Genomic DNA, 11,586 nt, shown 5'->3' with positions numbered 1-11,586 from the left:
CGGGCCGGATGCTCGATCACGCTCGCCTCGGCACGCCGCGCGAGCACCTCCTCGTCCTCTGCCCGTTCGCCGGGGCAAGCCGTGGCGCCTTCAAGGACTGGGAGCGAGTCGACGATCCGCGGATCGCGCTCGCCCTGGCGACCTATCCGGGCCACGATCACCGCATACGCGAAGCGTGCGCGAGCAGCATCGCGGAGCTGGCCGACGCGCTCAGCGCGGAGATCGCCGGCCTGCCGCCCGAGCATCGCCGGTCGGTGGTATTGGCCGGGCACAGCATGGGCGCACAAGTCGCGTTCGAGACGTGCCTGCGGCTCGAAGGGCGCGGGTTCGCAGCCGCCGCCCTCATCCTGTCCGGATGCCACGCGCCGCACCTGCGCGGCCGTCGGCGGCTGAGCCACCTGGAGGACGGTGCGTTCATCGAGCAGCTGGTGGAGATCGGCGGCTTTCCCCCCGAGTTGCGCGGGTGCGACGAGCTGCTCGCCCTCTTCCTGCCCCTGCTGCGCGCCGACTTCCTGGCCACGGAGGGCTACGGGCGGGCGCTGCCGCCGCCGCGCCGCGTCCGCGCGCCGACGACCCTCGTGCACGGGACGCGCGACCTCGAGGCCACGCGAGACGAGGTCGAGGCCTGGGGAGAGTGGGTGGAGGGAACCTGCCTCTGCGAAGCGCAGGAGGGCGACCACTTCTACGTCACCCGCGATCCTGGCGGCTTCTTGCGGGCCGTGCGCCGCGCCCTTGAGACGCGCGAGACCGCCACCGCGCCGACAGGCCCAACGATCCACGCTCATCCCGAGGCCGCCGACATGGACGCGCACGCACCGACCCTCTTCGCCTGCCTTCACGAAGCCGCCCGGCGCCACGGGGGCCGCACCGCCCTGGTCTGTGAGGAGACCCGGCTCGACTACGCGACGCTGTTTGCCAGGGCGGGGCGGCTCGCGGGGGGCTTGCGCGAGCGGGGTATCGCCCGCGGCGACCGCGTCCTGGTGCAGATGCCCAACGGCGTCGCGTTCGTGGAGATCTTACTGGCCTGCCTGTGGATCGAGGCGGTCCCTGTCCTGGTCATGCCGAACCAGCGCACCCGCGACGTCGAGGCCCTGTGCCGGATCGCCGAGCCGGTCGCATGCTTCGTCCCCGGCCGGACGCCGAGCCTCGACTATCCGGATCTCGCCGCGCGGACGCGCGACGCCCAGCCCTCCCTCAGGCACGTCATCGTCGACGGCGAGGCGGGCACGTCCATCGCCCTGAGGGACATCGACGGCGCACCGCCCGAGCCGCCCTCATGCGCACCCGACGACGTCGCCCTGCTCCTCATCTCCGGCGGCACGACGGGCATTCCCAAGCTGATCCCGCGTACGCACGGCGACTACGCCTACAACATTCAGGCCATGGCGGCGGCGAGCGGCCTCGCCGCGGACAGCGTGTACCTCGCTGTCATACCGGTCGCGCACAACTTCGCGCTCGGCTGCCCCGGCATCCTCGGCACGCTGGCGCAAGGCGGCACGGTCGTCCTGTCGGAGAGCGCCGGCTGCGACGAGGCGATGCCGGTCATCGCACGCGAGGGCGTGACGCACGTCGCCCTGGTGCCGCCGCTGGCCAAGATGTGGGTGGATGCGCGCGACTGCGAGGACAGCGACCTGTCCAGCCTGCGCGTCGTCCAGGTCGGCGGGTCGCGGCTCGCGCCCGATCTCGCAGGGCAGATCGAGCCGCGCCTCGGCGGCAGGCTGCAGCAGGTGTTCGGCATGGCGGAAGGGCTGCTGTGCCTGACGCGGCTGGATGACGATCCCGACACGATCCTCGGTACGCAGGGGCGTCCCCTGTCGCCCGACGATGTCGTCCGCGTGGTCGACGCGGACGGCCGCGATGTCGCGCGGGGCGAGCGGGGCGAATTGTGGACCCGCGGCCCCTACACCATCCGCGGCTATTTCCGCGCCGAGGAGCACAACCGACAAGCCTTCACGCCCGATGGCTTCTATCGAACCGGTGACCTCGTGCGCTGGCACGGCGACAACCTTGTGGTCGACGGCCGCGTCAAGGAGCAGGTCCACCGCGGCGGCGAGAAGCTGTCGGTCGTCGAGATCGAGGACGCGCTGCGGAGTCTCGACGGGATCGATGCCGCCAAGGTCGTGGCCGTCCCGGATGACGTACTGGGCGAGCGCGCCTGCGCCTTCCTCATCGGCGCATCCGGGAACCTCGACGAGGTCGTCCTGCGGTCCAGGCTGGCGGCGCTGGGCCTCTCTCGCGAGAAGATCCCCGACCAGTTCGAATGGCTCTCCTCCTGGCCCCTGACGGCCGTCGGCAAGATCGACACGCAGCAACTCGTCCCGGTCGCCCAAAAGCGAGACAGATGATGCAGGATCCCCACTCCCTCGGACACTACCACGAGGCGCGCCTGACCGTCGCGCACCCGCCGCTGGACCTCGCCGTCAGCCTTGTGCTCGCCCTAGCCCCCACGCGCTACGTTCTCTACGAGATGCGCGACTGCATTCGCATCGCGCTCGGCGCCGCCTGGAACCTCGACATCGACCAAGCAGGCACCGTCCGCTGCGGCGGCAGGCGGGTCGAGCCCCGCCAGACACTGGCGGACACGCTCACCGCGGCCGTCGCCGATGTTCCCGTCCCGGAGTGGCGCGCGTATGGCCGCGCCTCCTTCGAGCTGGCCTATCTCGCGCAGGGCCTGGCCCTGCCCAAGGCTCCGGGCCCGCTCCTCAGGCTCTCGATCCCGACCTCGGAGATCGTGATCCACGACCGGGACGTGCTGCTACGCAGCCTCGACGAGCGGGACCTGGCGCGGCTGGTCGACGACGTGTCCCATCTTGATCGGAGGGCGGAACTCGTTCCGCCCAGTCGGCCCCTCCAGCCGGGGAACTTGGACCACGGGCACGAAAGCTTCATGGCGGGCGTCGCCGATGCCGTGTCGGAGATGCGCGCGCGCGCCTACGACAAGGTCATCCTGTCGCGCGACGTGCCGATCCCGAGCGAGGTCGACCTGCCGCTGAGCTACCACGCTGGGCGATTGAGGAACACGCCGGCCCGCTCGTTCCTGCTGCGCGACGACGACCTGGAGGCCTACGGCTTCAGTCCAGAGACCCTGCTCGAACTCGATGGCGGCCGGATCAGCACGCAGCCTCTGGCGGGCACGCGGGCGCTGAGCGGGCGGCCGGAGGAAGACACCCGCCTGCGCGAGGATCTCCTCTACGATGCCAAGGAGATCGCCGAGCACGCCGTCTCGGTGCGCCTCGCCATGCAGGAGATGGAACCCCTATGCGCCCCCGATACCATGGGCGTCAGCGAGTTTATGGCGATCAAGCAGCGCGGTAGTGTGCAGCATCTGGGCTCGCTGGTGCGCGGCCGCCTCGCGGGCGGCCTCGGACCGTGGCACGCGTTCCTACGCCTCTTCCCGGCGGTGACGGCCTCCGGCATCCCCAAGATCGCCGCTCTGGACAGCATACGGCGCCACGAAACGTCGGTACGCGGCCTCTACAGCGGCTGCGTCTTCATGACGGACGGCTCGGGCGCGATGGATGCGGCGCTGGTGCTGCGGTCGGTCTACCGGACCGGGTCGCGGTGCTGGCTGCAGGCCGGCGCGGGCGTCGTTCCTCTGTCAAGCCCGGAGCGCGAGTTCGAGGAGACGAGCGAGAAGCTCGCATCCGTCGCCCGCCACCTACGACGGCGCTGAGCCTGCAGGGCGAAGCGGCTGTGAGCGGTACCACACCCTCGCCCGGCAGCCAGCCGTCACAAACCGCTGAAACGACACCGCCACCGAATTCCTGAGGTGGCGTGCGCCCCTGGCAGTGGACGGCGCTCGTTGTGAGGATTGCCCCGCCGCGCTGGGCTTCCGGAGGATGGAAGTCATGGCTCGGCATCGAACACACGGTGTCGTGTTCAAGCCGCAGGTCGTGCAGGCGGATCTCGCGGGCGAGACGCTGCGCGGCCCTGCCCTGCGGCACGACCTTTCGCGCAACCTGATCCGGGCCTGGATCGCCAAGCACGAGGCGGGCGCCCCTTACGAGGACGTGCGGTCTCCGGCAGGACGAGGCTGCCGTCCGCGCGGCCATCGTCAAGCTCCGGAGCAACGGCCCTGTCGAGGGGCAGGTGAACCGCCTCAATCCGATCGAGCGGAGCATGTATGGCCGCGCCAAATTCGATCTGCTGCACCAGCGTGACCTCCATGCCGCCTGAGGCCGATCAGCAGAGCATGGCCGCACGGAAGCCCGCGGCGGAACGTTGATCGCCTCTTCCGGGATTCTCGGCGGTTATGGATCCGAGTTCTCGTCTTCGACGAGTTCGGGATGATGTAGTGAAGCGTCGGCATCCGCGCCAGATGACTGGCTGGGCAAGTCAAAAAAACTCGCAGGTAAAGTCGAATTGTCCGACTTATGTTAGAAATGACGGCAAAATCCAAGTAACATCGCTATCGCCAGGGCGATCCGCCCCGGCCGCCATCGGTTCGGACGGGAGAGCCGGGCGTCCGGCCCTCCCACCCGTCATGTCCTCACTGCGCCGTCCAGCCGCCATCCACCGTCAGGTTGCTGCCGGTGATCTGGCTCGCCGCGTCCGAGCACAGGAACGCCGCGATCGCCGCGACCTGATCCACGGTGACGAACTCCTTGGTCGGCTGGGCCTTCAGCAGAACTTCGTCGATCACCTGCTCCTTGGTCAGGCCGCGGGCCTTCATGGTGTCGGGGATCTGGGCCTCGACGAGCGGGGTCCAGACATAGCCCGGCGAGATGCAGTTGACGGTGATCTTGTGGGTCGCGAGCTCGAGGGCCGCGGTCTTGGTCAGGCCGGCGATGCCGTGCTTGGCCGCCACGTAGGCCGCCTTGTAGGGCGAGGCGACGAGCGAGTGTGCCGAGGCGGTGTTGATGATCCGGCCCCAGCCGCGCTTCTTCATGCCGGGGATCGCCGCCCGCAGGGTGTGGAAGGCCGAGGACAGGTTGATCGCGATGATCTGGTCCCACTTCTCGACCGGGAATTCCTCGATCGCCGAGACGTACTGGATGCCCGCATTGTTGACGAGGATGTCGACCGCGCCGAACGTCGTCTCGGCCTCGGCCACCATGGCGGCGATCTCGTCGCCCTTGCTCATGTCGGCGCCGGAATAGACCGCGCGGACGCCGAACTCGGACTCGATGCCGGCCCGCTCCTTCTCGATGGCATCCGGCTTGCCGAAGCCGTTGAGGACCACGTTGGCGCCCTGTTGCGCCAGCGCCCGCGCGACGGCGAGGCCGATGCCGCTCGTCGAGCCGGTGACGAGGGCTGTCTTGGATTGCAGCGACATGAAACGTCTCCTCAGGCCAGGTAGTCGTGCAGCACGTGGCCGTACGGCAGGGTGAAATCGACGATCTGGTGGCGGCCGCCGACGATCCGGCGCACCGGCAGGTCGGCGACGCGGCAATTGACGTGCGGGATCAGGTGCAGGCGGGCGTCACCCTCCCAGGCCCCGTGGACCGTGACGTCCTGCAACCGGTAGCCGACGAGCTGCGCCACCTTCACGCCGCCATCGACGTCCGGAAGCAGCTTCAGGTTGACGTTGAGCCGGCCGATCCCCTCGCGCACCGTGTCGAGCCGGTCCTCCAGGCTGCGATGCTTGTAGGTCATCGTGCCCATCGCCACCCGCTCCTCGTCGTAGTGCAGGGTGCCGGTCAGCGTGTCCTTCATCACCTTGAGGCGGGGTACGCCCCACTTCTTCGGGAAGCCCCAGATCTCGCGTCCGGCCGAGATCGGCGGCTCGTCGTCGAGATACATCTGGACCGAGTAGGTGCAGGGCTCGCCGTTCCAGGTGGCGGCGATGGCCGAGCCGCTCTCCTCGTAATCGCCGAAGCCGGAGGAATCCGGCATCTTCATCCACTCGTAGGAGGCGAGGTTGCCGGGGGCCGGCTCCAGCGGCTCGGGGAGCGCGGCGCGCAGGGCGTCCGGATCGGTCTCGTAGGTGATGATGAGGTATTCGCGCCTCATGAACCGGTACGGCCCGCGCGGGTAGCTCGGGCTGAAGGCCGGCATCGAGGGAGCGCTCAGGATCTCGTCGCGGGTCATGCAGCGTATCCTTTCCGTGTCAGTCCCGCGCGTCGCGGGTGAGGTCGAACACGGTCACGCCCCGGTCGGGGCGGCAGCGCTCGATCCAGTGCCGGTGGCGCAGGGACCGGCGCACGTCGTTGCGCCCGGCCTTCCAGTGCTCCAGCATCGTGGTGCGCGAGAACTCGTAGTCCTTCGCGTCGCTTTCGTAGTTCTTCGCCCGGTAGATCAGCTGCAGGATCGTCACCGCGTTCTGGTGGCTGACTTCCGACAGGAAGGCGACGTCCGGATCCTCGCGCAGCGCGGGAGGCAGCTTGTCGTAGAGGCGCCGGAAGGCGATCTTCGCCTTGTGGATCTCGATCTGGTCGTCGGTGTTGAGCCGCGTGCGGCTGGAGAAGCGGATGTCCTTCTCCCGCTCGGCGGCCTCCGACAGGGTGCGGGGAAGCGGGCCCCGGGCGCTGAACAGGTCGACCTGGAACACCGCGAGGTCGCGCAGGCGCTCCTCGTCCAGCACGTATTGCAGCGGCGTGTTCGAGACGATGCCGCCGTCCCAGTAATGCTCGCCGTCGATCTCCACCGGCGGGAAGCCCGGCGGCAGGGCGCCCGAGGCCATGACGTGCTCGGGCCCGATCCGCTCGCGGCGGTTGTCGAAATAGACGAAGTTGCCGGTGCGGATGTTGACCGCGCCGACGCTCAGCCGCGTCTCGCAGCGGTTGATGCGGTCGAAATCGATCAGCTCCATGAGCGTCTGCCGCAGGGGGGCGGTGTCGTAGTAGCTCAGCGCCTCGGGTGCGCCGGCCGGGTAGAGGGGGGCGGGGGGAACGCGCGGCGCGAAGAAGCCCGGCACCCCCACCGTCGCCCCGAAGGCGGCGCTCCAGGCGTTGAACACCTCGCGGGCCTGCTCCCCGGGCCACCAGGGCGAGACGGTGATGGCGGAGGAGACCTTCTCCCAGAAGGCCCGCAGCCGCTCGACCCGGCGTCCGGGCGGGTTGCCGGCGATGAGCGCGGCGTTGATCGCCCCGATCGAGATGCCGGCGACCCATTCCGGCGAGAGGGACGCGTCCTGCATCGCCTCGGCGACGCCCGCCTGGTAGGAGCCGAGCGCGCCGCCGCCCTGCAGCACCAGCACCCGGCACTCGTCGCGGTCGGCTTGCTGCCCCGCCTGGCCCCGCCCGTTCATATGGCCTCCGCGTGTGAAGTGGCCGCCGCGCGAATCTCGGCTGTAAGATGATGCTGCACTGCCGCGAGACAAGGCTTGCGCCGAACCGCGCCCCGCGCCGGACGCTCGGCCGGCCTCCCGGGTTGACACGGGCCGGCCCCTCCGCCAAGCCTCCGCGCCGCCCGGTCCCGGGTTCCCGGGGCCGCCCGCCCGCGCCCGCGCGGCGGACTCCTCAAGGCCCCGCAGGGCTTTAGCCCCGGCCCCCGCCGAAGCCCCAGCGACGCCGGCCCGACACAGCACAGGTTCCGATGCGCTCCTACCTCGACTTCGAAAAGCCCGTTGCCGAGCTCGAGGCGAAGCTCGAGGAACTGAAGGCCCTCGGCGACCGCGACGGCGCGGTGGCGATCAGCGAGGACGTGGCGCGGCTGGAGGCCAAGGCCGCGGCGGCCCTCGCCGAGCTCTATGCCGGCCTCACCCCCTGGCAGAAGACGCAGGTGGCCCGCCATCCCCAGCGGCCGCACTTCGTCGATTACTGCGCCGGGCTGATCGAGGAGTTCCAGCCGCTCGCCGGCGACCGGGCCTTCGGCGAGGACGAGGCGGTGGTCGGCGGGTTCGGCCGCTTCCGCGGCCGGCCGGTCTGCGTCATCGGCCAGGAGAAGGGCGCCAACACCGAGGCCCGGATCCGGCACAATTTCGGCATGGCCAAGCCCGAGGGCTACCGCAAGGCGGTGCGCCTGATGGGGCTCGCCGGCCGTTTCGGGCTGCCGGTCCTCACCTTCGTCGACACCGCCGGCGCCTATCCGGGCATCGAGGCGGAGGAACGCGGCCAGGCCGAGGCCATCGCCCGCTCGACGGAGGCCTGCCTCGCCCTGCCGACCCCCAACGTCACGGTGGTGATCGGGGAGGGGGGCTCGGGCGGCGCCATCGCGCTCGCCACCGCCAACACGGTGCTGATGCTGGAGCATTCGATCTACAGCGTCATCTCGCCGGAGGGCGCCGCCTCGATCCTGTGGCGCGATGCCGGCCGGGCCCAGGACGCCGCCACCGCGATGAAGATCACCGCACAGGACCTGCTGCGCCTCGGCGTCATCGACGGCATCGTGCCCGAGCCGACGGGCGGCGCCCACCGGGACGGCGAGGCCGCCATCCGGGCGACCGGCGAGGCGATCGCGAGCGCCCTGGAGCCGCTGGCGGGCCTCGACGCCGACACCCTGCGCGACCGGCGGGCGCAGAAGTTCCTGGAGATCGGGCGGAGCCTGTAACCGACCCCATCCTCATCATCCACAGCCCCGCACAACCCACGCACCGCAGACACGACCCGGCCTTGGTTTTGCCGAAGACCGGGCGGATGTCTTCGCGGGTGAACCCCGTGACACCGTGCGCCGGCTTCTTGCCCGGCGCGCCTGTTGAACGAATCCCCGCAATCTTAACCGTTCTTGCGGTAAGAGCCGGGTAAGTTTAACGAAGCTATGGGGTTGGGGAGACCGGTCCGCGGCGTCAGTGTGCCGGCGGTTCGATGGTGAGAAGGCGGGGTTCCCATGATGGGTCTGGCGAGGCGTCTGGCGATGCGTCCGGTGCTGGCGGCGAGCGCGCTCGCCGTCGCTCTGTCCCTCGGGGCGTGCCAGGATGCCGGCTTCTCGGCCGCCGGCTCGGCCCGGGCCCGCGAGCCGATCCCGCCGAAGACCGTCGCCCTGATGGCGACGAAGTCCATGTCGCCCCGCGACCCGATCCTGATCCGCGCCTTCAAGAAGGAATCGGAGATGGAGGTGTGGAAGCGCGGGGCCGACGGCCGGTACGCGCTGCTCAAGACCTTCCCGATCTGCCGCTGGTCGGGCCAGCTCGGTCCGAAGATTCGCGAGGGCGACCGGCAGGCGCCCGAGGGGTTCTATCCCATCGCCATGGGCCAGATGAACCCGAACTCGTCCTACTATCTCTCGTTCGATACCGGCTATCCGAACGCGTTCGACCGCGCCAACGGCCGCACCGGCAGCTACCTGATGGTGCACGGCACCTGCTCGTCCGCCGGCTGTTTCGCGATGACCGACGAGGCGATCTCCGAGATCTACGCCATCGCCCGCGAGGCTTTCGCCGGCGGGCAGCGGGCGTTCCAGTTCCAGTCCTATCCGTTCCGGATGACGCCGCAGAACCTCGCCAAGTTCCGCAACGACCCCAATATCGGCTTCTGGCGGAACCTGAAGGAGGGCTCGGACTATTTCGAGGCCCTGAACGAGGAGCCGCGGGTCGGGGTGTGCGGCACCCGCTACGTCTTCGGCGGCGCGGACGCGGCGGCAGGCGCCTGCAACCCGAAGGTCGATCCCCTCGTCGCCGTCAAGCGCGAGAAGGACGAGGTCGAGGTGGCCGAGCTCATTGCCAAGGGCGCGCCGGCGACCCGCCTGGTCTACCAGGATGGCGGCCAGCACCCGTTCTTCCGCGAATCCTCGCCCAGCACCCAGCTCTTCGCCGAGCAGGCGCAGCCGCGGCCGAACATGGGCATCATCAGCCGGCCCGAGGCCCTGGCGGCGGCGCCGGAGGAGATCACGATCGAGCCGAAGGTGAAGCCGGTCCTGCTCGCCAAGGCCGATGCCAAACACGAGAAGGGCAAGCACGGGGCGGTGAAGCCCACGGCGCTCGCCTTCGCGGCGCCGGCGGCGAACCCGGCCCCGATCCCGACCCGCGAGGCCGCGGCGGCGAGTGCCGCGCCTGCGGCGCCGATCACGGTCGCGAGCGCCGACGGCGACCCCGCGGCCTACCGCAAGCTCCTCGGCAACCTGTTCGGCGGCGCCCCGGCGGCGGCCCCGGCCGCGCCCGCCGCCCTGCCGGCGGCCGACACCGCCCCGGTCGCGGCAATCTCGCCGGCCGCCCCCCTGCCGAAGAAGGTCACCGCCCGGCTGCATCCGGCCCCTTCCGCCCACGCGGCCGCGGCGCCCAAGGTCGACGGGCTCAATCCGGGAGCTTCGAAGAAGGCGGAGGCCAAGCCGGCCGAGGTGAAGCCTGCCGCCAAGGCCGGCGAGGCGAAGCCCGCCGAGAAGGCGCCGGAGACCGGCAAGCGCACCGAAGCGCCGAACCGCAACCGCGTCGCCGCCTCGCAGCCGGCGAACTGAAGGCGCCCATCGACACTCTCGACGGACCCCCCACCCTCCGCGTCGTCCCGGGGCCGCGAAGCGGGGCCCGGGATGGACCCTGTGGGCTTGGCGCGCGGAGCGGCCGGCTCGGCTGCCGCGCTTCTGCGCCGCTACTCCGCCACCACCGGCCGCGCCGCCGCCTTCCCGCCGAGCGACAGCACCAGCGCCCCGGCGGCGGTCGAGAGCACCGAGCCCAGGATCACCCCGAGCTTCGTCTCGGTGTCGAATTCGGGCGTAGCCGCGAAGGCGAGGCCGCCGATGAACAGGCTCATGGTGAAGCCGATCCCGCAGAGCAGCGCCACGCCGTAGACGTGGCGCCAGGTGGCGCCCGCGGGCTTCGGCGCCAGGCCGGTCCGCACCGCGAGCCAGACCCCGCCGAACACCCCGACCTGCTTGCCGACGAACAGCCCCGCGGCGACCCCGAGGGTGACGGGGGCGAGCAAGGCTGCCGGCGTCAGCCCGGCGAGCGACACGCCCGCATTGGCGAAGCCGAAGACCGGCAGGATCCCGTAGGCGACCCAGGGCTGGAGCGCGTGTTCGAGGACGTGCAGGGGCGAGGTCCCGTCATCGGGCTTCCCCAGGCTCGTCCGCAGCGGGATCGTCAGCGCCAGGATCACGCCCGCCACGGTGGCGTGGAGCCCGGAGCGCAGCACCAGGACCCAGAGCACGGCACCGAGGATCAGGTAGGGTCCGAGCCGGCGCTGGCCGAGGCGGTTGAGCACCGTCAGCATCGTCGTCACGGCACCGGCGAGCGCGAGCATCGGCCAGCTCAGGTCGGCGGTGTAGAACAGCGCGATGATCACCACCGCGCCGAGATCGTCGAGGATGGCGAGCGCGGTGAGGAAGACCTTGAGCGAGACCGGCGCCCGGGAGCCGAGCAGCGCCAGCACGCCCAACGCGAAGGCGATGTCGGTGGCGGCGGGAATCGCCCAGCCGCGCAAGGTGGCGGGCGAGGACCAGTTGACGGCCACGTAGACCAGGGCCGGCATCGCCATGCCGCCTAGGGCCGCGATGCCCGGCAGCGCCCGGTCCTGCCAGGTGCGCAAGCCCCCGTCCAGGATCTCGCGCTTGATCTCCAGGCCGACCAGCAGGAAGAACACGGCCATCAGGCCGTCATTGATCCAGTGCAGCAGGCTCAACGGCCCGATCGCCGCGTGGAGCGCGCGGGCATAGGCCTCGCCGTAGGGGCCGTTGGCGACGATGAGCGCGAGCACCGCGCTCGCCATCAGGACGAGGCCGCCGCCCGCGCTGCTGACGAGCAGGTTGCGCAGGGCGGAGAAGGGGCGCGGCAGGGGC

The 11,586-nt window shown here is 70.7% G+C and carries 8 protein-coding genes and 1 pseudogene; 5 read left to right on the top strand and 4 right to left on the bottom strand.

Translation table 11 applies throughout. The features are described 5' to 3' along the window. Window positions 1-8 precede the first annotated feature (8 nt). From VQ03_RS33130 to VQ03_RS35300, 3 genes and pseudogenes are all read left to right on the top strand, one after another. On the top strand, window positions 9-2,345 hold the full coding sequence (locus tag VQ03_RS33130; protein ID WP_157064149.1) for an AMP-binding protein: 2,337 nt from the start codon (window positions 9-11) through the stop codon (window positions 2,343-2,345). Continuing rightward, window positions 2,342-3,673, top strand: coding sequence for a salicylate synthase (locus VQ03_RS33125; protein ID WP_167376107.1), 1,332 nt, complete (start codon window positions 2,342-2,344; stop codon window positions 3,671-3,673). Before VQ03_RS33130 ends, VQ03_RS33125 begins: the two co-directional genes overlap by 4 nt. Window positions 3,674-4,014: 341 nt before the next feature. After that, window positions 4,015-4,176: pseudogene (locus VQ03_RS35300) on the top strand (ISL3-like element ISMdi2 family transposase); the annotation flags it as partial. Between the two features lie 313 nt (window positions 4,177-4,489). On the opposite strand, the gene VQ03_RS17965 reads toward VQ03_RS35300, so the two are convergent. Genes VQ03_RS17965 through VQ03_RS17955 form a run of 3 tightly spaced genes read right to left on the bottom strand, consistent with a single transcriptional unit; the run spans window position 4,490 to window position 7,189 of the window. Further along, on the bottom strand, window positions 4,490-5,275 hold the full coding sequence (locus VQ03_RS17965; RefSeq protein WP_048452266.1) for a 3-hydroxybutyrate dehydrogenase: 786 nt from the start codon (window positions 5,273-5,275) through the stop codon (window positions 4,490-4,492). 11 nt (window positions 5,276-5,286) lie between these two features. Beyond that, complete coding sequence (locus tag VQ03_RS17960; protein WP_048452265.1) at window positions 5,287-6,030, bottom strand: acetoacetate decarboxylase; 744 nt, start codon at window positions 6,028-6,030, stop codon at window positions 5,287-5,289. Between the two features lie 19 nt (window positions 6,031-6,049). Further along, window positions 6,050-7,189 (bottom strand): patatin-like phospholipase family protein, encoded by a 1,140-nt coding sequence (locus tag VQ03_RS17955; protein WP_048452264.1) that lies wholly within the window; start codon window positions 7,187-7,189, stop codon window positions 6,050-6,052. A 287-nt stretch (window positions 7,190-7,476) separates the two neighbouring features. On the opposite strand from VQ03_RS17955, the gene VQ03_RS17950 reads away from it, so the two are divergent. Both VQ03_RS17950 and VQ03_RS17945 read left to right on the top strand, forming a co-directional pair. Beyond that, entirely contained in the window at window positions 7,477-8,430 is a 954-nt protein-coding gene (locus VQ03_RS17950) for an acetyl-CoA carboxylase carboxyltransferase subunit alpha (RefSeq protein WP_048452263.1), read from the top strand. A gap of 297 nt (window positions 8,431-8,727) precedes the next feature. Then, a complete protein-coding gene (locus VQ03_RS17945; RefSeq protein ID WP_048452282.1) occupies window positions 8,728-10,269 on the top strand; it encodes a L,D-transpeptidase family protein in 1,542 nt (513 codons plus the stop codon). Window positions 10,270-10,400: 131 nt separating this feature from the next. Here the strand turns inward: VQ03_RS17945 and nhaA are convergent, their stop codons facing one another. After that, on the bottom strand, window positions 10,401-11,582 hold the full coding sequence (gene nhaA, locus VQ03_RS17940) for a Na+/H+ antiporter NhaA (RefSeq protein WP_048452281.1): 1,182 nt from the start codon (window positions 11,580-11,582) through the stop codon (window positions 10,401-10,403). Window positions 11,583-11,586 lie beyond the last annotated feature (4 nt).

Source organism: Methylobacterium tarhaniae, assembly GCF_001043955.1.
GTDB lineage: Bacteria > Pseudomonadota > Alphaproteobacteria > Rhizobiales > Beijerinckiaceae > Methylobacterium > Methylobacterium tarhaniae.
Note: the sequence above shows the minus strand (reverse complement) of the source record. Positions and strands in the feature narration are given on the sequence as shown.

What these genes read in the sequence shown, in the direction of transcription:
- VQ03_RS33130 (WP_157064149.1), top strand. Translation starts at nt 9, where the DNA reads ATGCTCGATCACGCTCGCCTCGGCACGCCGCGCGAGCACCTCCTCGTC.
- VQ03_RS33125 (WP_167376107.1), top strand. Translation starts at nt 2,342, where the DNA reads ATGATGCAGGATCCCCACTCCCTCGGACACTACCACGAGGCGCGCCTG.
- VQ03_RS17965 (WP_048452266.1), bottom strand. Translation starts at nt 5,275, where the DNA reads ATGTCGCTGCAATCCAAGACAGCCCTCGTCACCGGCTCGACGAGCGGC.
- VQ03_RS17960 (WP_048452265.1), bottom strand. Translation starts at nt 6,030, where the DNA reads ATGACCCGCGACGAGATCCTGAGCGCTCCCTCGATGCCGGCCTTCAGC.
- VQ03_RS17955 (WP_048452264.1), bottom strand. Translation starts at nt 7,189, where the DNA reads ATGAACGGGCGGGGCCAGGCGGGGCAGCAAGCCGACCGCGACGAGTGC.
- VQ03_RS17950 (WP_048452263.1), top strand. Translation starts at nt 7,477, where the DNA reads ATGCGCTCCTACCTCGACTTCGAAAAGCCCGTTGCCGAGCTCGAGGCG.